This is a genomic window from Aquibacillus kalidii (assembly GCF_014280935.1).
In the GTDB taxonomy this organism is placed as follows: Bacteria; Bacillota; Bacilli; order Bacillales; family Amphibacillaceae; genus Aquibacillus_D; species Aquibacillus_D kalidii.
Genome location: NZ_JACLZI010000036.1, coordinates 116,133 through 137,976, shown reverse-complemented (window position 1 = coordinate 137,976; position 21,844 = coordinate 116,133). Strand labels below are relative to the sequence as shown.

The 21,844-nt window shown below is 36.1% G+C and carries 19 protein-coding genes; 16 read left to right on the top strand and 3 right to left on the bottom strand.

Annotation, left to right across the window (positions count from 1 at the left end):
- The first annotated feature begins 240 nt into the window (after positions 1-240).
- Positions 241-3,864, top strand: a complete 3,624-nt coding sequence (locus H7K77_RS08340) for a dynamin family protein (protein WP_186577348.1) — start codon at positions 241-243, stop codon at positions 3,862-3,864.
- A 33-nt stretch (positions 3,865-3,897) separates the two neighbouring features.
- On the opposite strand, the gene hisJ is transcribed toward H7K77_RS08340, so the two are convergent.
- Positions 3,898-4,725, bottom strand: a complete 828-nt coding sequence (hisJ, locus tag H7K77_RS08335; RefSeq protein WP_186577347.1) for a histidinol-phosphatase HisJ — start codon at positions 4,723-4,725, stop codon at positions 3,898-3,900.
- 46 nt (positions 4,726-4,771) lie between these two features.
- Between hisJ and H7K77_RS21020 the strand changes: the two genes are divergently transcribed.
- The 11 genes from H7K77_RS21020 (at position 4,772) to H7K77_RS08285 (ending at position 12,654) form a co-directional block, all read left to right on the top strand.
- Positions 4,772-4,972, top strand: coding sequence for a hypothetical protein (locus H7K77_RS21020; RefSeq protein WP_222599279.1), 201 nt, complete (start codon positions 4,772-4,774; stop codon positions 4,970-4,972).
- 41 nt (positions 4,973-5,013) lie between these two features.
- Entirely contained in the window at positions 5,014-6,138 is a 1,125-nt protein-coding gene (locus H7K77_RS08330; RefSeq protein WP_186577346.1) for an ATP phosphoribosyltransferase regulatory subunit, read from the top strand.
- A complete protein-coding gene (gene hisG, locus H7K77_RS08325; protein WP_186577345.1) occupies positions 6,135-6,755 on the top strand; it encodes an ATP phosphoribosyltransferase in 621 nt (206 codons plus the stop codon). Before H7K77_RS08330 ends, hisG begins: the two co-directional genes overlap by 4 nt.
- On the top strand, positions 6,752-8,041 hold the full coding sequence (gene hisD / locus H7K77_RS08320) for a histidinol dehydrogenase (RefSeq protein WP_186577344.1): 1,290 nt from the start codon (positions 6,752-6,754) through the stop codon (positions 8,039-8,041). Before hisG ends, hisD begins: the two co-directional genes overlap by 4 nt.
- A 6-nt stretch (positions 8,042-8,047) precedes the next feature.
- Positions 8,048-8,641 (top strand): imidazoleglycerol-phosphate dehydratase HisB, encoded by a 594-nt coding sequence (hisB, locus tag H7K77_RS08315; protein WP_328701070.1) that lies wholly within the window; start codon positions 8,048-8,050, stop codon positions 8,639-8,641.
- The gene (hisH, locus tag H7K77_RS08310; protein WP_186577342.1) at positions 8,638-9,234 is read left to right on the top strand and encodes an imidazole glycerol phosphate synthase subunit HisH; all 597 of its coding nucleotides are present in this window, start codon (positions 8,638-8,640) and stop codon (positions 9,232-9,234) included. The genes hisB and hisH overlap by 4 nt, the downstream gene beginning before the upstream one ends.
- A gap of 42 nt (positions 9,235-9,276) precedes the next feature.
- On the top strand, positions 9,277-9,981 hold the full coding sequence (hisA, locus tag H7K77_RS08305; RefSeq protein WP_186577341.1) for a 1-(5-phosphoribosyl)-5-[(5-phosphoribosylamino)methylideneamino]imidazole-4-carboxamide isomerase: 705 nt from the start codon (positions 9,277-9,279) through the stop codon (positions 9,979-9,981).
- On the top strand, positions 9,978-10,745 hold the full coding sequence (hisF, locus tag H7K77_RS08300) for an imidazole glycerol phosphate synthase subunit HisF (protein WP_186577340.1): 768 nt from the start codon (positions 9,978-9,980) through the stop codon (positions 10,743-10,745). Before hisA ends, hisF begins: the two co-directional genes overlap by 4 nt.
- Positions 10,726-11,394, top strand: a complete 669-nt coding sequence (gene hisIE, locus H7K77_RS08295) for a bifunctional phosphoribosyl-AMP cyclohydrolase/phosphoribosyl-ATP diphosphatase HisIE (protein WP_186577339.1) — start codon at positions 10,726-10,728, stop codon at positions 11,392-11,394. The genes hisF and hisIE overlap by 20 nt, the downstream gene beginning before the upstream one ends.
- A 92-nt stretch (positions 11,395-11,486) precedes the next feature.
- Positions 11,487-11,645 (top strand): N-acetyltransferase, encoded by a 159-nt coding sequence (locus tag H7K77_RS08290; RefSeq protein ID WP_186577338.1) that lies wholly within the window; start codon positions 11,487-11,489, stop codon positions 11,643-11,645.
- A gap of 16 nt (positions 11,646-11,661) precedes the next feature.
- On the top strand, positions 11,662-12,654 hold the full coding sequence (locus H7K77_RS08285; protein WP_186577337.1) for an LLM class flavin-dependent oxidoreductase: 993 nt from the start codon (positions 11,662-11,664) through the stop codon (positions 12,652-12,654).
- 89 nt (positions 12,655-12,743) lie between these two features.
- Here the strand turns inward: H7K77_RS08285 and msrA are convergent, their stop codons facing one another.
- A complete protein-coding gene (gene msrA / locus H7K77_RS08280) occupies positions 12,744-13,274 on the bottom strand; it encodes a peptide-methionine (S)-S-oxide reductase MsrA (protein WP_186577336.1) in 531 nt (176 codons plus the stop codon).
- Between the two features lie 135 nt (positions 13,275-13,409).
- Here msrA and H7K77_RS08275 point away from each other — a divergent pair, with 135 nt between their 5' ends.
- From H7K77_RS08275 to H7K77_RS08265, 3 genes are all read left to right on the top strand, one after another.
- A complete protein-coding gene (locus tag H7K77_RS08275; RefSeq protein WP_222599278.1) occupies positions 13,410-14,801 on the top strand; it encodes a PAS domain S-box protein in 1,392 nt (463 codons plus the stop codon).
- Between the two features lie 109 nt (positions 14,802-14,910).
- Positions 14,911-15,792 carry a 5'-3' exonuclease gene (locus H7K77_RS08270; protein ID WP_186577334.1) on the top strand — a complete coding sequence of 294 codons (882 nt, stop codon included), beginning with the start codon at positions 14,911-14,913 and terminating at the stop codon, positions 15,790-15,792.
- Positions 15,793-15,858: 66 nt separating this feature from the next.
- On the top strand, positions 15,859-15,996 hold the full coding sequence (locus tag H7K77_RS08265) for a small, acid-soluble spore protein L (RefSeq protein WP_186577333.1): 138 nt from the start codon (positions 15,859-15,861) through the stop codon (positions 15,994-15,996).
- A gap of 257 nt (positions 15,997-16,253) precedes the next feature.
- Here H7K77_RS08265 and H7K77_RS08260 read toward each other — a convergent pair whose 3' ends face one another.
- On the bottom strand, positions 16,254-17,156 hold the full coding sequence (locus H7K77_RS08260; protein ID WP_186577332.1) for a LysR family transcriptional regulator: 903 nt from the start codon (positions 17,154-17,156) through the stop codon (positions 16,254-16,256).
- A gap of 134 nt (positions 17,157-17,290) precedes the next feature.
- Between H7K77_RS08260 and gltB the strand changes: the two genes are divergently transcribed.
- Positions 17,291-21,844, top strand: coding sequence for a glutamate synthase large subunit (gene gltB / locus H7K77_RS08255; protein WP_186577331.1), 4,554 nt, complete (start codon positions 17,291-17,293; stop codon positions 21,842-21,844).

The window sequence follows — 21,844 nt, the reverse complement described above, 5'->3', positions numbered from 1 at the left end:
AGTCCTGTGGGAACAGCACGAGTCCGAAGATCCCGGAAGAGCGGTCTTTGCTCTGAGGAAGCTGAGGCCGTGCCCACGGAAAGCGGAGTATTCTGCCGAAGCGAGTGATCGCACCCATCAAATAAGTAAATAGAAGAAAATTACTTACTGGTGATTCTATACAAATTGTGTACAAGTTTGAATAGTTTAAAGAGGAGCTTTTATTTATATATATCCAAGACAAAGGGGTAAAAAGCATATATGACTATATCTGAAACAAGGGCTATACATCCTGAAAATATTGCAAAGCTTTTTGAAAGATTTCAAGCGTTGGATGAGAATATACAAGCACAAAAAGCGCTAGATTTATTGGAAAAGATTGATAAATGCGAGTACAGTATTTGTTTTTCAGGACACTTCTCAGCAGGAAAATCATCCTTAATAAATTATCTTATAGACGATGACGTATTACCACAAAGCCCGATTCCAACCAGTGCTAATCTTGTAAAAGTAACTTCAGGAAATGATTTTGTCCGCGTATTCTTTCATGAAGAAGCACCTATTCAGCTAAGTGGCCCATATAACAATAATCTTGTACAGTCATATTGTAAAAATGGGGATACTGTTAAAAAAGTTGAAATTAGCAAAAAGGAGTGCTCCATTCCAAACAATGTAGCAATCCTCGATACACCAGGAATTGACTCAGCTAATGATGCTGATCGAATCATGACTGAATCTTCGTTACATACAGTAGATGTTCTTTTTTATGTAATGGATTACAACCATGTACAATCTGAAGTTAATTTGAATTTTATAAAAGATATGCAAAGTAAAGGCGTTCCTGTATATGTGATCATCAATCAAATTGATAAACATAATGAAAGTGAATTAACATTTTCAGATTATAAAGGGAAAATTACGGAGACATTTACGGCGTGGGGAATTAATCCTATTAAAGTATATTTTACTTCGTTAAAGAGCACTCTTCTTACTCATAACCAAATAAATGCCTTGAAATCAGAGATTGATCAACTAATGTCTTTTGATGAATCTCTTATAAAAGAATCTGTTAAAAATGCAACAAATAAACTTGTAGAAGCACAGATTAATAAATTTAAAGATGAATTTTCAAGTGAACGTGAGGCATTGGAAGCAAAAAGGGAACAGATTGAAGATGGAGGAAGGATACAGGACGAACATTTCCTAAAAAAAAGGTTACATGATATAGAAGCAGAGCGTAATAAGCTATATCAAAGTTATAAAGAAGTCGTTTCCTCTACTTTAAATAATGCATATATTATGCCATTTGAGATCAGAGATTTGGCCAAATCATTTTTGGAGTCCGTTCAACCAGGTTTTAAATTAGGATTATTTTCATCCAAGAAAAAGATTGAGGCTGAGAAAGATAGAAGATTAGAGGAATTCTACCAAGAATTAAGCAAACAGGTACAAGCAAACATGGAGTGGAAGCTAAGAGAAAAATTAACAAATTTTATCAAAGACCTTAATTTGGATGACACGTCTGTTTTATCAACGATTCAAGCATTGACGATTCATTTTCCAAAGGAGCAACTTATACACCTTATTAAAGATGGGGCTAAACTAACTGGTGAATATATTCTAGTTTATACAGATGACATAGCCAATCAATTGAAACAACTTTATAGGCAGAAAACAGTGGAGTGTTGGGAACAAATAAGTATGATATTAAACAAAAGGCTTAGAGAAGAGCAAGCTAGCATTCAAGCAGAACTTGATCAAATTGACAAGCTACGGGAGTTAAATTACGAATTATCTAAACTAGATGAATGGCTTGTCCAAGAATCAAATAAGCTTTACGATGTTTTGCAATCAAATCAATCCAATATAGAAATTTTAGAAAAAGCAAGAGATCAGATTAAAAAAAGAAGTGAAAGTAAAATCAAGAAAGGGAGCTTAGACACAACCCAAACTAATCAAGATAGTCGTGATGGGGCTGAAGGAAAGCAATTCCCTATGAGCCAGGCTAAACATTCTAAGTCCGCATCACAAACCGTGCTTGATTTAGAAGAAGCCATTACCATATTAGAAGGTATCTCTGGATTTCAAGCAATTCAATCTGACCTGAAAAAAAATAGTTTAAATATTAAAAATAAAAAATACACTGTTGCCCTATTTGGGGCGTTTAGTGCTGGGAAATCTTCGTTTGCAAATGCACTTATCGGTTCAAATATCTTGCCATCTTCACCTAATCCGACTACAGCGACGATTAATAAAATAAGTCCACCAACTGAGACAAATCCCCATGGGACTGTACTTGTTCAGCTAAAGGATCAACCAATGATACTAAAGGATATTCAACCATTAATAGATACTAGTATAGTTGATTATTCTCTTGAGCGAGCGTTTGATTATGTAAGTAATCATAAGCAATCTTTGGATGAAAAAAGCAGAGGTCTCATTGATGCACTAGTAGCTGGTTATTCGTCCGTTAATAGAAAACTTGGATCATGTATATCTGCTTCATTAGACCAGTTTAGTAAATATGTAACTGAGGAATCATTGGCGTGTTATGTAGAGTCTATTGAATTATTTTATGATTCTCCTATAACGAGGCAAGGTATTTCTTTAGTGGATACACCTGGAGCTGATTCTATCAATGCAAGACATACCAGTGTTGCATTTGATTATATTAAAGAGGCAGATGCTATATTGTATATAACTTACTATAATCATGCATTTTCTAAAGCGGACCGTGAATTTTTGATTCAATTAGGACGAGTGAAAGATTCCTTTAGTTTAGATAAGATGTTTTTTATTGTAAATGCGGCAGATCTCGCCCAAGATAAGAAAGAATTAGAATTGGTAACGAAATATGTAACAGAACAACTACAAGAATACGGTGTGAAAACACCTAGGATGTACGCAGTTTCTAGTAAAAAAGCAATGGAGTCAAGAATCAATCGGATACAAAATCTTGATGATGGAATTGACCATTTCGAAAAGGATTTTCATTATTTTATTAAAGAAGAGTTAATGGAGATAATGATAAACTCCTCTTACTATAACTTAGAAAGAGCTAGTCATTTATTAGGCAAGTATATAGAATCAGCGTCTTTAAATAATGAGGAAAAACATCAACTTATCCTTAATAATGAACATTATGAAGCACAGATTCAGCAAGCAATTGAGCAAATCCCTTCTGACTCTATGGAGGAAGAGATTAACCAAAAGTTAAGTAAGCAGCTTTTCTATGTGGATCAGCGGAATACAATTCAGTTTTCCGATCGATTTAAGGAAGCATTTAATCCTTCAACGATTAAAAGTAACAATGGTAGAGAAGCGAAGGAAGAGCTAAAGAATTGTGTAAAGGATATTCTAAAAACAATTGGTTTTGATCTAGCACAGGAAATGAGAGCTGTTTCCCTTCGTTTAGAAAAATTTATTAATCAGAAGGGGAAGGAGTTCCATCATATTATCGAAACTAGATGCCAATCAATGCAACAAGATATAGAGCTTGCGCAGTTATCCGATTTCTCCTTTACTTCGCCTGAATTTGAGGATGCATTTGTTCATTTATCGGTTTCTGAATTTAATAAAGCAATTGGTATCTTTAAAAATACTAAGTCATTCTTTGAAAAAAATGAGAAAGAAGTAATGAAAGAAATGATGTTCAGTATTTTAGAGCCACATATAAAAGACTATCTAGATTCAAACAAGCAAATTATTAAACATCAATATATGGACCAGTGGCATGAACTTATTGAACTTGTTAGAAAACAAAGTAAAACGACTGTTGAACATTATTACGAAAGCTTAACTTACTCTCTTTCTGAACAGGTTGATATCAACCTGTTAAAAAATAAGCAAGTACAATTAAAGAATTTGTTGCAGAAAAGCTACTAACCGAGGTTAGCAGCTTTTCTTTTACTAGTAATTCTATTTTCTTGGAATGGAATAATTTAGGGTGGAAGGCAATAAGTCAAAGCCCCGACCAATATGAGTGTATGTGTGACTATCTGATCCAGGTACTAGAGATAGGCCAATTTGACCTGCCTCCTCTAGTAAATCGATGTTAGGGTAGATAGAGCCGCAATGTTCCTTATAAAGTCCAGCTGTATTTACATCTAATTCTAATTGTTGTTCCTTCATTAAATGAAGGATTGTCATAACTTCCTTTTTATAATCGTTTATAGGTTTACATGTTTTAGAAAATTTATTAACTAATGTTATGTGTCCAATTCTAGAAGGTTTATATAAACCTAAGTCTGTTTTTATCGAGTTTACAACAGTATGATAATAAGCCTTATGGACATGGTCAATCGTATCGAATAAGTCGGTTATTCGTTTGAATTCTTCTAAGCTATAGTCTAAACACACATATTCACCGTTCGGAGCTTTAAGCATATGGACCGATAAAATAGCATCGTCAATTTGTTGTCCAAACCGATCTAACAGTTTTTTCGTTTCTGTTTCATATCCTTCAATAAAGTCTACTTCAAATCCTACATTAATAGATATAAAACGCTTGTATTTCTCTTTTAGTTTCGAGATTTCGTTAATGTAATCATCTACCTCATCCCAACGCATCCCACTATCCCGGTCAGGCGTAGGATCGATAAACCCCTCTGGAAGTGGTGCATGCTCTGTAAAACTTAAGTGCTTAAAACCATGTTTTATCGCAATTTCTATGTATTTCTCCATAGAATCGTTTGTTCCATGAGGGCAATAATTAGAATGAACATGAAAATCACCTTTAATCTGCATCGAAATTCTCCTTCCTCTTGTTTATAATAGTATTAATAGTTTTAAAATGAAAGTTATAGTTGCTGACAAAGATGCTTTTCGGACTGAAATAGGTGACGTGTTAGAAATTATTTCAGATTTAATATTTGTGATCGAACACAACACATTAATTAATTTCTTTTATAGTACTTTTTTACGTAAGAACCTTGACTTATTACAATTTATTATGGTAAGTTCAATTCAAGTTAAAAACACTTTACTTAAGTAGAGTGGTAAAAAGATAAAGAGCAGTCAGGATGTGATTCGGAAATGTTTTTACCCGCAGGAAGTCAAGATGAGATCGGAAATCGTCTTAATAGTAGATTAAAAGCTTATGAAATATTCCGCCAAGTTACCACGAAGCGTAACTTCAAACAGATTTCAACACCAGTTGTAGAATATGCCAATACCTTTACAAATAAATATGCAGGAATGGAACTGCAAAATATGTTGAAGTGGTTTAATCGGGATGGAGAAATTGAAGTACTTCGACCAGACTGGACAACAGCTATTGCAAGAGCACTTGTAAGTCAACATCCATCACAATTGAAATGGTCCTATCAGGGTTCGATATTTAGGAGCGACAAACATGGTACGGAAAGCAGACAGGCTGGTGTAGAGATTGTCCATACTACGCCATTACTTGGGGAAAGTGAATGTCTGTTAACAGCTATACATTATCTAAAAGAATTACATATTGACCATTATTTAATAGAATTAGGGCATACTGGAATTTTTGATGAATTAACATCACCGCTTAAATTAGAGACAGATCAATTAGAAAAATTACGAATGGCGATGCATGATAAGCGAAAAGATGAGGTTTATCAGATTGTCGCTAACAGTGGCAATTCTAACATTGCTGATCAATTATCCATGCTAATTGATGCATATGGATCTTTTGATGTACTAGAAAAGTATGAAAAGTTATGGGCTGGTAATAGTAGATTATTAGACATTTTAGGGCATTTAAAACAGTTAGCTGTTCTATTAAAGGATTTAGGCGTGCAGGATATTTTAGTTGACCTTGGTCGTGTAAAGAATCTGCCATATTATTGTGGTACGATGTTCCGTGGATTCCTTGCTACAGACGGTTCCACCTGTTTCTCAGGAGGAAGGTACGATAAATTATATGAGCAATTTAATGAACAAATTTCAGCAGTTGGGTTGGCATTTGATGTAGACGTTTTGGCTGATCACTATTCTTTACAGGAGAAAATAGACAAAATTTGCATAATAGCAAATGAGGAAACACATGTTTATGCTGAAAATTTGCGTACAACATACCCTGAAGCAATAGTCGATATCCAATATACCCTTATAAATGAAGGGGACTATGACAAAATACTGCAGATCGTAAAGGAAAACGATGAATATAAGGTGGTACAAAAATGAAACCGTGTATTGCATTAACTAAAGGTAGATTAGAGAAACAGTTTTTGAAATTTTTTCAATCATTAAATTATGATATAGATCCATTAGTAAATAAGGGGAGAAAATTAAGAGTAGAAACAGATGATTTTTTGTTTGTGTTTGCAAAAGGTGTCGATGTCACGACTTACGTAGAAAATGGGATTGCCGATCTTGGGATTGTAGGGGAGGATATCCTTGCTGAATTTCAACCGGATGTCTACAATTTATTCCCACTGCCATTTGGACAATGTCGTATGGCTCTAGCAACAGAAAAAGGCAAAGAATGGCCAGATCGAAAACGTCGGATCGCAAGTAAATACACCAATATCACGAAAGAGTTTTTCCGTCAAAAAGGGGAGTCTGTTGATATTTTTAAATTAGAAGGTTCGGTTGAATTAGCGCCTATATTAGGTTTAGCTGATGGGATCGTCGATATAGTTGAAACAGGGAATACCTTGAGAGAAAATGGGTTGGTTATAAAAGAAGAATTCTTTGAGTTTAGTGCTCGTTGTATTGCCAATCGGTCCTCTCTTAAAATAAAGCGTGAGAAGTTGACACCGGTAATAGAGGCGTTTCAAGAGGGGGTAAAGGTAAAATGATCCCAAAATTATCATCAGAAGATTTTGTTAATCAGTTCTTGTCTTCTAAAAAAAACAACCAAGTAAACAGTGAGGTTTTTCAAACTGCTAATCAGGTTATTCAAGATATTCGAAGTAATGGTGATAAAGCGCTATATAAATATGTGGAAAAGTTTGATGGGATTGTACCTGAAAACTTAATAGTGAGCGAAGAAGAAAAACAACAGGCTTGGGAACAAATTGAGCCCAAAACAATTGAATCTTTAAAACTCGCTGCTAAAAATATTAGAGACTTTCATAAGAAACAATTACAATCATCTAGATTCATGAATGTGGATGAGAACATTGTATCTGGTCAGCTATTTCGTCCTATCGAAAAAGTAGGGATTTACGTTCCAGGTGGTACGGCTTGTTATCCATCTTCAGTATTAATGAATGCCATTCCAGCAGTACTTGCTGGGGTGGAGGAAGTGATCATGGTAACCCCAGCTCGAAATGGTGAAACAATTGCACCAATCCTTTCTGTTGCTGCTGAAATTGCAGGTGTTTCAACAATATACAAAATCGGTGGAATTCAAGCAATTGCTTCACTTGCTTACGGAACAGAGACTATTCCTTCTGTAGATAAAATTGTTGGTCCAGGAAATGCTTATGTAGCTGCAGCAAAATCGCTTGTATTTGGCGATGTTGGTATTGACATGATCGCGGGTCCTTCTGAGGTGGCCATTGTAGCTGATGAATCTGCGGACCCATCTTTTGTTGCAGCAGATTTAATTGCCCAAGCTGAGCATGATGTGAATGCACGTGCATTCTTATTTAGCACATCTGAAAAATTAATTAGAGAAACAAATGAGCAATTAAAAATACAATGTAGTGATCTTCCTAGAAAACAAATTGCTGAGGAGGCACTTATAAACAAAAGTGCCACGGTGTTAGTCGAAAACACGGATCAAGCTTTTGATTTAGTAAATAAATTAGCACCTGAGCATTTAGAAATCCAATTAGATAATCCAATGAATTATTTAGGAAAAGTTAGAAATGCAGGCTCTGTTTTTCTTGGGCACTATACGCCAGAGGCTCTTGGCGACTATTTCGCTGGTCCGAATCATGTACTACCAACATCAGGAACAGCAAGGTTTTCCTCCGGATTGTCTGTAGATGATTTTATTAAAAAATCAACCTTTTTATATTATTCAGAACGTGCACTAAACGAAGCGTCCGAGCACGTAATCAACCTTGCTACAGAAGAACAACTTGCTGGACACGCAAGGGCAGTAATAAAGCGGACAGTAAAAGATATCGAATAGGAGGATATGACTTTGCGTACAGCTAAAAAGGATAGAAAAACAAATGAGACAAATATCTCTGTTGCCATTAATTTAGATGACAGTTCTAATGTTGAAATCAATACTGGTGTTGGTTTTTTTGACCATATGCTAGAACTACTAGCCAGACATGGTCGTATTGGACTAATTGTGAAAGCAGATGGAGATTTACACATTGATAGCCATCACACTGTGGAAGACGTTGGAATTGTACTAGGTCAAGTATTGCGAGAGGCATTAGGGGATAAGAAGCAAATTAGTCGCTATGGCAATGCATACGTTCCAATGGACGAAACACTTGGTTTTATTGCTCTCGATATAAGCGGGCGGCCTTTTTTAGTATTTGATGCTTCTTTTGAGAACCCAAAACTAGGAAACTTCGATACAGAACTAGTAAGGGAGTTTTTCCAAGCTTTTGCTTTTCAAGCAGGAATTACTTTACATGCTAAAGTCCTATACGGAGCCAACACACACCATAAAGTGGAAGCTTTGTTTAAAGCGTTAGGGAGATCTCTCTCAGAAGCAATTCGAATCAATCCGGATATACAGGGGGTTAATTCAACGAAGGGGTTAATCGAATGATTGCTATCGTAGATTACGGAATGGGTAATGTTGCTAGTGTGTCAAACGCATTTAAAAGGTTAGGCCATGATGTTACCCTTACAGACAATGTAGAGAAACTAAAGCAAGCAACACACATTATTTTACCTGGGGTCGGGTCTTTTCAGGCCGCCATGGAAGAAATTAGGGAACGGGGTCTAAAGGAACCTTTACAGCAATTAGCAAAAGAAAAACCTTTTTTAGGAATTTGTTTAGGAATGCAGCTGTTATTTACAACTGGGTTTGAAAATGGCGTTACAGAGGGACTAGATATTATACCTGGAACTGTAGAGCAAATTGATACACCCTATTTACTTCCACACATAGGCTGGAACGCTTTAACTATCAAAGAAGGCCATACTGCATTTCTACCATTTCAAGACAAGCATGTGTATTTTGTTCATACATTTGAAGCAAGAACAGAAGCCAACTACTTAGTTGCAACAACTGATTACGGAACAGAAATCCCTGGTATTGTTCAAAATGGATATGTTTATGGTATTCAGTTTCATCCTGAAAAAAGTGGAGAAGTCGGTGTCGAAATTTTAAAAGCATTTTTGAAAACAACGGAGTAAAGGATATTCAATTTGATTCCGTTTTGTTGAGGAGGAATAGGAATGAAGATTTTACCTGCAATCGATCTAATTGATGGGAAATGTGTTCGGTTATACCAAGGAGACTTTACTAAAACAACACAAGTTGGGAGTGATCCCGAATCCCAACTTGAAAGTTTCTTAAAAGACGGGGCGGAGATAGTTCATATTGTTGATTTAGATGGTGCTAGAAATGGCGATGCTAGACAATATAATTTAATCAAAAAACTTTGTCAAAAAGCTACTGTTCCAATACAAGTTGGTGGAGGAATTAGAAACCTAGATACTATTGAAAAATTAGTTGAAGTTGGTGCGAGTCGGTTAGTGTTAGGTACTGCAGCGCTAGAGGATGAACAGTTTTTACAAGATGCCATTGCAAAATATGCGGAACATATCGTAGTCGGTATTGATGCAAAGGATGGAATGGTGGCAACTAGAGGATGGGAAACGGTTACGGAAGTAAATTATATAGAATTTGCTAAGAAAATGGAATCATTAGGTGTTCAAACCATCGTCTTTACAGATATATCTAGAGACGGGACAATGGCTGGTCCAAACCTTTCTGCACTACAAGATTTACAAAAGGCTGTCTCTTGTAAAATAGTAGCTTCAGGTGGAATAAGAAGTAACGAAGATTTAGAAGAACTAGATTCGATTGGAATTGAAGAAGCGATTGTTGGGAAGGCAATTTATGAAGGGAAGGTCAAATTAAAGGGGGCGGTTCAGTGATAGTAAAACGAATTATCCCATGTCTTGATGTTAAAGAAGGAAAAGTGGTAAAAGGTACTAACTTTGTTTCTTTACGTGAACTAGGTGACCCTGTGGAAATGGCTTCTCTTTATTCAAAAGAAGGAGCAGATGAAATTATATTTCTAGATATATCCGCAACGAATGAAGGAAGACAGACGATGGTGGATATTGTTCGTGAAACCGCAGAAAATGTATTTGTCCCTTTTACAGTTGGTGGTGGAGTAAGAACAATAGACGATGTTACTAGACTGTTAAAAGCAGGAGCGGACAAAGTAGGAATGAACTCTGCTGCTGTAGCTAATCCTAATCTAATAGCTGAATCTTCTAATCGATTTGGGGCTCAATGTATTGTAGTGGCCATCGATGCAAAAAAATTTAATGATGGATGGCACGTTATGACACATGGTGGAAGCAAAGATACTGGAATTGATGCGATTGAATGGGCAAAAACAGCGGAGCAAAAAGGTGCAGGGGAGATATTACTAACGAGTGTTGATACTGATGGTGTGAAAGATGGTTTTGACATCGAGCTTACACAAGCGGTTGTAGATGCAGTTAGAATTCCTGTCATCGCTTCAGGTGGATGTGGAGAACCGGAACACTTTTCTGAGGTATTTGAGAAAACAGATGTATCAGCAGCGTTAGCAGCATCAATCTTTCACGAGGGAACATTTTCTATTAAACAAGTAAAACAGAGTTGTGCACAACAAGGAGTGGATATACGTGAAGCCGGACTTCTCTAAAGGTTTAATTCCTACTATCGTGGTAGACGATCAATCAAACGAAGTATTGATGTTAGCTTATATGAATGAAGAATCTTATCAGAAAACATTAGAGACAAAGCAAACATGGTTTTATTCGAGATCTCGTCAAGAGCTTTGGAACAAAGGTGCTACATCTGGTAACTATCAAACTGTAGAATCGATCCAATTAGACTGTGATCAAGATACTTTGTTAGTTCGTATAACCCCACATGGACCAGCTTGTCATACAGGAAATAATTCTTGTTTCCATACTGGTGTTAATATTGAAACTGGGGATGGATTTCTATTGGAAAACAGCTTTTCTTCAACGATTTTTGAAGAAGTCATGACCGAGATTGAACAAAGAAAAGTAAAAGAAGTTGAAAAATCTTACACTAATTATCTGTTTCAAAAAGGGATCGATAAAATCGGTAAAAAGGTTATTGAAGAAGCTGGTGAGGTTGTAATTGCAGCTAAAAACAAGGATAAGCAAGAGATAGTAAATGAAGTTAGTGATTTAATCTATCACAGTTTTGTACTAATGGCAGACCAAGATGTAAGTTTAGACGAAGTTAAACAAGAATTACGCAATCGTTTCTCTAAAAAAGGGAATAGTAAAGGGGACCGTCCCGAGGTGAAAGAGTGGTAAATCACTCTTTTTTCTTTTCCCTTAATTAATAACTGGTCTACTCATGCATAGCCAAGGCGCTCATTAGTTGGTTGGAGGAGTTTGCAAGAAAAATGAAATGTAAATTAATCTGGTGTAATGTTAGAAAACAGGTAAGTACGAATGTTAAACTATATGAATCCTTAGATTATGATATAATAGATGATTTTACTGTGCAGAACTCAAAAGGATTTACCATAGACGTTATTTCTATGGGGAAAAATGTGTACTGAAAAGAGGTCAATTTAGATGAAATTAGGTGTTTTAGATCAGGTTCCGATTTCTCGTGGTTCCAGTCCCGTTAGTGCATTAGAAAATACTATAAAATTAGCAAAAATTACAGAACAAATGGGGTATAGTAGATATTGGGTTGCAGAACATCATAGTACGAACGGATTAGCAAGTACATCGCCTGAAATATTGATCGCAAGAATTGCTTCTGCAACATCGCGAATACGAGTCGGATCTGGCGGGGTATTGCTCCCACAGTATGCACCTTTAAAAGTTGCGGAAAACTTTAAATTGCTAGAGGGATTATTCCCAGGAAGAATTGATTTAGGAATAGGTAGGTCGCCTGGCGGATCTGAAAAAACAAGGATGGCTTTAACCGATGGGGCTGAATCAGGTATGAACTCCTTTCTGAGAAAAGTAACAGATCTAAAAGGATTTCTTCATAATACATTGCCGCGAGACCACGATTATAGACTTGTTAAAGCTAGCCCAAGAACGGATACAAACCCTGATATGTGGATATTAGGACTATCAGAAAGAAGTGCATATAATGCAGCACGTTTAGGTGTAGGTTATACGTTTGGTCACTTTATAAACCCCACCAATGGTGAAAGAGTGTTGACTACTTATCGTGAGCAATTTTTAGCATCAGAGAATAGCGAGATGCCGCAATCGAATGTTTGTATTTTTGTTGTATGTGCTGAAACACAAGAAAAAGCAGAAGAAATTGCACTTAGTCAGGATAAATGGTTATTAAATGTAGGAGCGGGAAGAGATACGAAAGTACCTTCCATTGAGGAGGTTAAAAGCAATACTTTTACTGAAGTAGATATACATAAAATTAAACAGAACAGGAAGCGTACCATTGTAGGTACTCCGAATAAGGTGAAGGATGAATTAGAGCGATTAAGTGATCTATATCATACGGATGAATTTCTAATTATAACCAACATTTATGATTTCGACGATAAAGTAAAATCATATCGACTAATAGCAGAGAAATTACTATAGACCATAATAATATTATGTAAACTGGTTAAGGTGAAACAGTACTATAAAAAAGGAACCATTCTATATAGAACGGTTCCCTAACAGGCATATTATTCTTCCCAATGCTGGTTGATAAATTCATCTCGCCCAGACTTCTCTCGATCCTCTTTGTATTCCTTCTCGCTCTTTTTATAGAAGTCCTGATGATAATCCTCTGCTGGATAGAAGTTAGAAGCAGGTAGGATTTCAGTAACAATTGGCTTTTTAAAACGGTTACTATTAATAATCTCTTGTTTGGACTGTTCGGCAGCCTCTTTCTGTTCCAATGTATGGTAAAAAATTGCAGCACGATACTGTGGTCCTCTATCTTGAAATTGGCCATCAGCATCAGTTGGGTCAATTTGTGGCCAATAAAGAGATAATATTTGATCATATGGTATAATGGATGGATTAAAGGTGATTTGGACAGCTTCATAATGTCCTGTTGTTCCTGTTTTTACCTGCTCGTAGCTTGGGTTATCCAACGAGCCTCCAGTATATCCAGAAATAACTTGTTCCACACCTTCCCATTGATCAAATGGTTTTACCATGCACCAAAAGCATCCACCTGCAAAGGTTGCTAACTCTAATTGTTTTGTCATTAGTCACACTCCGTTAGAAAATGGTATAGTAGAATAGAAATAGATGTAAATGTATTTTATAATGTACATAATTTAGTTACAATTGTCTAGTATTCGTGTTTAATTTAAGGAAGGGGGGATATCTTGGTAACTTATATGAATTCTTTAGATTACTCACAAATTATAAATAATTCAACTACTGGGATACTAGTAGTTGATAATAGAGAAATAATCTATGCTAATAAGTATGTTTATGAGTTGTTAGGTTATAGTTATAAAGATTTACTCGATTTTGAACAAATTCTCCATTCGGACTACAAAGAGGCCTGTAAGCAGAGGTTAAAGAGGGTAATTGAAGATAAAGAAAAAGTAGAAGCAATGGAGCAAGTATTTATTGATAAGAATGGGTTTCCAATTGATGTAGAGGTATTTGCATCACCATACGTACAAGATGGAAAGGTATATGCTCAAGTCCATATACATAATATAACGAAAAGAAAGCTATACGAAAAAGAATACGTACAAAGTGTCGAGCAATATAAATTAATAAGCGAGAATATTTCTGATGTTATAACGGAAATTAGTTTTGATGGGACTATTCAATACGTTTCCCCATCAGTAGAAGGGTTACTAGGCTATGGTGAAGATGAGATTCGAGGGAAAAATATATATGAGTACATCCACCCCGATGACAAAATCGTGTTACTTAACGCCTACAAAAAGTTAAAAAAGTCTGTGACTACTAGTAATATATGTTGTAGGGTGAAATGTAAAGATGAAGATTACTTATGGATGGAATCAAAAGCCAAAGTGTTTACAAGAAATAATGACTTCCGTGTCATTGTTGACTCACGTAATGTTACAGATCAAATCGAATCTGAAAAACTCCTAAGACAATCTGAAAAATTAGCCGTAATTGGTGAATTGAGTGCAGGTGTTGTTCATGAGATTAAAAATCCACTTACATCAATTAAAGGGTTTTTGCAGTTAATGCAAGCAGGAACCATTAAAACAAAAGATTATATCAATATTCTAAATTCAGAAATAGAAAGAATTGAACAACTTGCTAATGACCTACTAGGTTTCGCGAAACCAAAGGAAGAAATGAATTCCCATAATATGGTTCAAATTATAGATGAAGTTGTTTTTTTAATTAATTCAACAGCACGTAGTAAAAATATCCAAATCACTTGGAGACCTAAAGAAGACCCTGTTCGTGTATTCGGAGATAAATCTCAACTTAAACAAGTGTTTATTAATTTAATTAAAAATGCTGTAGAAGCTTCAGAAACACATCAAAGAGTAGTCATTGAGTTACATACTGAAGAAGGAAAAGCTTTTGTAAAAGTAAGAGATTTTGGTTGTGGAATTCCTAAAGAATACTTGGACAAGGTCGGAGAATCTTTCTTTACAACTAAAAAGAAGGGTACAGGCTTAGGATTAATGGTAAGTCACAAGATAATTAGTAATCATGAGGGAGAAATATTAATAGACAGTATTGTAAATGAAGGAACAACCTTTATGGTGAAGATGCCAATTGCAAGATAGGAATTCTACCATTTATATACATTTAATAAAGAAATTACACTTGGTTAATCTGTGAATTTATGAGAGTATTATGATAGATTAATAAATTTATTGATTAAGGACGATTATAATGGAAAATAGAAAAACAATTTTATTAGTGGACGGAATGGCGTTACTTTTTAGAGGCTTTTATGCAACAGCCTATTCAGGCAATTTTATGATTAATAGTAAAGGAACTCCAACAAATGGTATTTATGGGTTTTTAAACTATTTTATTAATTCAATTGAAACGTTTGATCCTAGTCATGTTATCTGCTGTTGGGACATGGGTAGTAAAACATTTCGTTCTGAAATGTACGATGGCTATAAATCCAACCGCGGAGAACCACCTGTTGAACTTATCCCACAATTCAACATTGTTAAAGAAGTTGTAGATGCTTTTGAAGTGCCAAATATTGGTCTAGAGGGATATGAAGCAGACGATTGTATAGGGACTCTTGCGAATATATATAGTGAAGAAAATGATGTATTAATTGTTACTGGAGATCAAGACATGCTTCAATTAGTTACAGATCATGTATCAGTTGCAATTATGAAAAAGGGCCAGGGGAATTATGAGGTTTATAAGAATGACTCTTTTTATGAAGCTAAAGGACTTTTACCGCTCCAAATAGTTGATTTAAAAGGTTTGATGGGGGACACGTCTGACAATTATCCTGGTGTTAAAGGCATTGGTGAAAAAACAGCAACCAAGCTGATTCAAGAATATGGTTCGATTGACGAAATCATTAACAACTTGGATAAATTATCTAAAGGGATTAAGAAAAAAATTGAAGAAAATATAGATATGCTTCATTTATCAAGAAACCTGGCCAAAATTCATACAGAGGTTCCAGTTTCTTGTTCTTTAGAAGATGCTTCTTGGAAAATTAACGGTGAACGTGTGAAACACATGTTAGAAAAACAACTTGAATTTAAAAACTCTTCTAGATGGATGAATAAGGTAATCTAAGAAACATTTGATATCTTGGATAAGTCACCTTGTCATTGTAAAGACTATCCTTGGAGGTGGCTTTAAATGACCAATAAGAAGACTAATTATGATCATCGACCTAGAACTAGTGTAAATCCTCAAGGACTTACAGAAGACGAGGCTAACCAACGTCCTAAATCAGAGCTAGAGGATAACGCAAAAAGATCAAACACAAAAAGGTAAGGTTATGGTTTTCCATAACCTTACCTTTTTTTCATTGTTTTAAAAAATTATACCATCTGCTGAATGTGGATAACATGTTAAAACAGCACGTCCCACCAATTTTCGAATTATTATCGTATATGGAAGGGGATAAAAGATGTTGCAACTAGATCTTGTTTTCTTTAACTAATATACATAGATAATAAGAGCAATAAACTGTTTCTTCATTATAATATGAACTGGTGGACACATATACTATCTTAATTATTCTATAGGCATTATTGAAATTGTTGCAAAATGGAAAAGAAATCTTTAACAAAGTCGTAGAATACTTTTTCAGAAGGTGCTAAGTTTCGATGTTTAGGTATGATAATGCCAACCGTTCTTCTTAATTCAGGATTATTAATGTTAACTTTGGCACTGTAATGTGGCTTCACTTCACTAAATGCACTTTCTGGTAAAAGAGTAATACCAATTCCTGCAGCAACGAGTCCCTTGATGGCATCTAGATCTTCTCCCTCCGAGGTGACATTCGGCCTGAATCCAGCTTGTTTACAGCCATCAATCACAAGCTTGTGTAGTATATACCCTTTCGGAAAGAGTACAAACGGTTCGTCTCGCAAATCTCTAAGGTTAACACTCTTTCTTTCGGACAAAGGGTGAGTGCTAGGAACCAAGGCGGATAAATTTTCAGTGAACAAAATGTCTCCCTTAAGTTCAGGGTGGTCGGTTGGTACAGGTCCCAAAAAGGCAACATCTATTTCTCTGTTTTCTACTGATTCAATTAAAAAATTATAAGAACCTTGTCTAAGTTGAAAAGCTATTTTAGGGTGTTTCTTCTTAAATTCGGAAACTACCGTAGGAAGAAGGTTACTAGCTAAACTGGTCGGAAAACCAATCTTAATCGATCCGCGTTCTGGATCAATGTATTCATCAATTTGCTTTTTTGCATGATCAATGGCCTTCATTGCGGTTTTAGTATGAGCTAAAAAAACTTTCCCTATATGTGTTAACTTTACGTTTCTTCCTTCTCTTTCAAATAAAGAAACACCTAATTCTGCTTCTAAATTTGCAATCTGTCTACTGATAGCAGATTGTGCTACATGTAAATGAGCTGCCGCTTCTGAAACGTGTTCTCTTTCAGCTACCTCCATAAAATAACGAAGCTGTCTCAACTCCATTTTTACCACTCCAATCCAATCCATCTCAAACTGAGATTGTTTTCATCTATATTATATATTGTTTGGATGAATAAATAAACCTACAATGTAAATAGACACCTTAAAAGTATAGAATAAACGGGGGCGTATAAAAAATGAGTTATAATCAGATGCCTAAAGCACAAGGGCTATACCGTCCTGAATTCGAACATGATGCATGTGGTATTGGTTTGTATGCACACATGAAAGGTCTGGCTACTCATGACATAGTTAAAAAAGGTTTAAATATGTTATGTCAATTAGATCACCGTGGTGGTCAAGGTAGTGATCCGAATACAGGAGACGGCGCAGGTTTGATGGTACAGATACCAGATCAATATTTTCGTAAAGTATGCCCAGAATTTACATTACCAGAAAAAGGGCGTTATGGAGTAGGTATGGTATTCTTCTCTAAGGATGACCAAGAAAGAGAAGAAATTGAAACGTATGTAAACGAAATAATTGCAAAAGAAGGTCAACAGCTTATTGGTTGGAGAACTGTACCAACAGATGTCAGAAAAATCGGAATAAACGCACAGGAAACTTGTCCAGTAGTACGACAAGTGTTTATTGGTGCTAATGATAATATTACGGATGAATTAGTGTTTGAAAGAAAATTATACGTGATTAGAAAGCAAGCGGAATACTGGGCAGAAAAACGTGAAATGCGCTTTTATTTTGCTAGTCTATCTAACAGAACTATTGTATATAAAGGGTTACTTACACCTAATCAAGTAGATGAATTTTATTTAGAACTGCAAGATGAAGACTTTGTGTCTGCATTTTCACTTGTTCACTCTAGATTTAGTACAAACACATTCCCTAGTTGGGAACGTGCTCATCCTAACCGTTACCTTATCCATAATGGTGAGATTAATACGATGAGAGGGAACATTAACTGGATGAGAGCGCGTGAACAACAATTTGTGTCTGAGGCGTTTGGTGAAGATCTTCAAAAGGTTCTTCCAATTCTAAATGCTGACGGTAGTGATTCATCAACATTGGATAACGCGTTGGAATTTTTCACATTGGCAGGAAGAACACCTGCACACGCGGCTATGATGCTTATTCCTGAGCCGTGGAAGAAAAATCCACATATCTCCGAGGAAAAACGAGCATTTTACGAATACCACAGCTGTTTAATGGAGCAGTGGGATGGTCCTACTTCCATTACATTTACAGATGGAAAGCAAATTGGGGCAATATTGGACCGTAATGGTCTCAGACCCGCACGTTATTATGTAACAAAAGATGATTACATTATTTATTCTTCCGAAGTTGGCGTTATTGATGTGGAAGAAGAAAATATTCTATATAAAGATAGATTAAGCCCTGGTAAGATGCTACTAATTGATTTAGAAGAAGGGCGTATTATTTCTGATGAAGAAATTAAAAAAGAAGTAGCACATGCACATCCATACCAAGAGTGGTTAGATGAAAAACTTGTGCGATTAGATGGAAGTGTTGTAGGGGAAAACGAACCTACAATTGATAGTCTGTTTATTAGACAAAAAGCTTTCGGATATACAACAGAGGATATTGAAAAATATTTAGTACCGATGATTACCCAAGGAAAAGATCCAATTGGTGCAATGGGGAATGATGTCCCACTTGCGGTATTATCTGAGCGTCCTCAATCATTGTTTAATTATTTCAAACAATTGTTTGCTCAAGTGACAAATCCTCCGATTGATGCATACCGTGAACAAATTGTTACTTCTACTATGACGTTATTAGGACCTGAAGGGAATATCCTCCACCCTAATAAGGCGAATTGTCATCGTATCCAATTGGAATCATTTGTACTTTCTAACTACCAGTTAAAAGGGATTAGAGAGGATAAGTACACTGGTTTTACAAGCCATACTATTGATGCATTATTTTCAGACAACCTTGAAGTAGGACTACAATCTGTCTTTGAAGAGGCTGACAAAGCAATAGCAGATGGTGCTAATTTATTAATCCTATCTGATAGAAAGATGGATGGAAATAATGTTGCGATTCCAGCATTGTTAGTTGTGAGTGCTCTACACCAATATCTTGTTCGTCAGGGTAGTAGAACAAAGGTAAGTTTAATTGCGGAAACTGGTGAAACGAGAGAGGTTCATCACTTTGCTGCATTACTTGGCTATGGTGTTGATGCGATAAATCCGTATCTTGCATTCGAAACATATAAATATGAAATCGAACGTGGAAACCTGGATGTAAGTTATGAAGATACCGTTAATAAGTACATTGGTGCTGTTACAGAAGGCGTTGTCAAAGTAATGAGTAAGATGGGTATTTCTACTGTTCAAAGTTACCGTGGCGCACAAATATTTGAAGCAGTCGGTATTAGTAAACAAGTAATTAATGAACATTTTACAGGTACAGCTTCTCAAATTGATGGAATTGGATTTGACACGATTGCAAAAGAAGCCATCCTTCGTCATCAATCTGGATATCAAGAAGCTATTGATAAATCACTTGAATCAGGAAGTGACTTCCAATGGAGAAAAACGGGAGAACATCACGCGTTCAATCCAAAGACAATTCATACTTTACAATGGGCTTGTCGAAGAGGAGATTACAATTTATTTAAAGAATTCTCTAAGGCTGCTGATGAAGAGCGTCTAGGCTTTTTAAGAAATTTATTTTCATTCGAGAAAACGAATGCTATATCCATCGATGAAGTTGAGCCTGTTGAATCAATTGTTAAACGTTTTAAAACTGGCGCAATGTCGTTTGGTTCTTTAAGTCAAGAAGCACATGAAGCACTTGCTATTGCAATGAACCGTATTGGTGGAAAGAGTAATAGTGGTGAAGGTGGAGAGGATGCTAAACGTTACATTGTTGATGAGAATGGAGATCAACGTCGTAGCGCAATTAAACAAATTGCATCTGGACGATTTGGTGTAAAGAGTCATTACCTTGTTAATGCTGATGAGCTTCAAATTAAGATGGCTCAAGGTGCTAAACCGGGTGAGGGTGGTCAATTGCCAGGTAAAAAGGTATACCCATGGGTTGCAGATGTACGTGGATCTACTCCTGGTGTAGATTTAATTTCACCACCACCGCACCATGATATTTATTCTATTGAGGATTTAGCTCAGTTGATACATGACCTTAAAAATGCTAATCGTGATGCAAGAATAAGTGTGAAATTAGTATCTAAAGCAGGCGTTGGAACGATTGCCGCGGGGGTTGCTAAAGGTAGTGCAGATGTCATTTCTGTTGTAGGTTATGATGGTGGTACTGGTGCATCACCTAAAACTAGTATTAAACACACCGGATTACCTTGGGAATTAGGTTTAGCGGAAGCTCACCAAACCTTAATGCTTAATGGGCTAAGAGAGCGTGTCATTCTAGAAACTGACGGTAAGCTTTTAACTGGTAAAGATGTTGTAATGGCTGCTTTGTTGGGTGCTGAAGAATATGGTTTTGCAACTGCTCCTTTAGTTGTTCTTGGCTGTGTTATGATGCGAGTATGTCATATGGATACTTGCCCAGTAGGGGTTGCAACGCAAAATCCTGAATTACGTAAAAAGTTTATTGGTGACCCAGACCATATTGTAAACTATATGCATTTTGTCGCAGAGGAAATGCGTGAAATTATGGCTTTACTTGGCTTTAGAACTGTAGAAGAAATGGTAGGGCGTACAGATGTTCTTGGTATTAGTGATCGTGCGAAAGCGCATTGGAAAGCCAAAGATTTAGATCTTTCTACATTGTTATACCAAGTTGAAGGTGGACGTACGTTCAAGACACCTCAAAATCATAAGATTGATCAATCTCTTGATGTAACAGAGATCTTGCCTGTTGTTACACAAGCTATCGAGACAAAAGAAAAGGTAGATGCAACGTTCTCTATTAAAAATATAAATCGAGTAACAGGTACTATCGTAGGTAGTGAAATATCTAAGCGATATGGAGAAGAAGGTCTACCAGAAGATACTATTACACTACGTTTTAATGGTTCAGCCGGTCAGAGCTTTGGGGCATTTATCCCTAAAGGAATGACAATGCTACTTAATGGTGATGCAAATGACTACGTTGGAAAAGGTTTATCTGGAGGGAAAATAGTAGTTTCTTCCCCGAAAGAATCAACCATATTCCCTAGTAAAAACGTAATTGCTGGTAACGTATCTTTATACGGTGCTACGAACGGTGAAGCGTATATAAATGGTATGGCTGGTGAACGTTTTGCAGTACGTAACAGTGGTGCAAAGGTTGTTGTTGAGGGAATCGGTGATCACGGTTGTGAATATATGACTGGCGGACGTGTAGTTGTATTAGGTGAAGTAGGTAAAAACTTTGGCGCGGGAATGTCTGGTGGTATAGCTTATGTTTATGCTGAAGACAAACAAGTATTTAAAGGTCTATGTAATACAGAAATGATAGGTTTTGAATCCTTGGAAGATACAGCTGAAGAAGATGAGTTAAAGCATATGATTCAAAGTCACTTCCAATATACGAATAGTAGTAAGGCTGCTAGTATCCTTGAAAATTGGAATGAGGCTTCTCAAAAGTTTGTTAAAGTCATTCCAAATGATTACAAGCATATGTTAAGTCAAATTCAATCTTACATTGACGCAGGTGAAACTACTGAAGAAGCGCAAATGAGTGCCTTTTTAGCGAAAAATAACCAAAAAGCAGTTACAAAAGAATCAAAAGAAAAGGTAGTACAGTAG

What these genes read in the sequence shown, in the direction of transcription:
- H7K77_RS08340 (WP_186577348.1), top strand. Translation starts at nt 241, where the DNA reads ATGACTATATCTGAAACAAGGGCTATACATCCTGAAAATATTGCAAAG.
- hisJ (WP_186577347.1), bottom strand. Translation starts at nt 4,725, where the DNA reads ATGCAGATTAAAGGTGATTTTCATGTTCATTCTAATTATTGCCCTCAT.
- H7K77_RS21020 (WP_222599279.1), top strand. Translation starts at nt 4,772, where the DNA reads ATGAAAGTTATAGTTGCTGACAAAGATGCTTTTCGGACTGAAATAGGT.
- H7K77_RS08330 (WP_186577346.1), top strand. Translation starts at nt 5,014, where the DNA reads ATGTTTTTACCCGCAGGAAGTCAAGATGAGATCGGAAATCGTCTTAAT.
- hisG (WP_186577345.1), top strand. Translation starts at nt 6,135, where the DNA reads ATGAAACCGTGTATTGCATTAACTAAAGGTAGATTAGAGAAACAGTTT.
- hisD (WP_186577344.1), top strand. Translation starts at nt 6,752, where the DNA reads ATGATCCCAAAATTATCATCAGAAGATTTTGTTAATCAGTTCTTGTCT.
- hisB (WP_328701070.1), top strand. Translation starts at nt 8,048, where the DNA reads ATGACTTTGCGTACAGCTAAAAAGGATAGAAAAACAAATGAGACAAAT.
- hisH (WP_186577342.1), top strand. Translation starts at nt 8,638, where the DNA reads ATGATTGCTATCGTAGATTACGGAATGGGTAATGTTGCTAGTGTGTCA.
- hisA (WP_186577341.1), top strand. Translation starts at nt 9,277, where the DNA reads ATGAAGATTTTACCTGCAATCGATCTAATTGATGGGAAATGTGTTCGG.
- H7K77_RS08290 (WP_186577338.1), top strand. Translation starts at nt 11,487, where the DNA reads ATGAAATGTAAATTAATCTGGTGTAATGTTAGAAAACAGGTAAGTACG.
- H7K77_RS08285 (WP_186577337.1), top strand. Translation starts at nt 11,662, where the DNA reads ATGAAATTAGGTGTTTTAGATCAGGTTCCGATTTCTCGTGGTTCCAGT.
- msrA (WP_186577336.1), bottom strand. Translation starts at nt 13,274, where the DNA reads ATGACAAAACAATTAGAGTTAGCAACCTTTGCAGGTGGATGCTTTTGG.
- H7K77_RS08275 (WP_222599278.1), top strand. Translation starts at nt 13,410, where the DNA reads ATGAATTCTTTAGATTACTCACAAATTATAAATAATTCAACTACTGGG.
- H7K77_RS08270 (WP_186577334.1), top strand. Translation starts at nt 14,911, where the DNA reads ATGGAAAATAGAAAAACAATTTTATTAGTGGACGGAATGGCGTTACTT.
- H7K77_RS08265 (WP_186577333.1), top strand. Translation starts at nt 15,859, where the DNA reads ATGACCAATAAGAAGACTAATTATGATCATCGACCTAGAACTAGTGTA.
- H7K77_RS08260 (WP_186577332.1), bottom strand. Translation starts at nt 17,156, where the DNA reads ATGGAGTTGAGACAGCTTCGTTATTTTATGGAGGTAGCTGAAAGAGAA.
- gltB (WP_186577331.1), top strand. Translation starts at nt 17,291, where the DNA reads ATGAGTTATAATCAGATGCCTAAAGCACAAGGGCTATACCGTCCTGAA.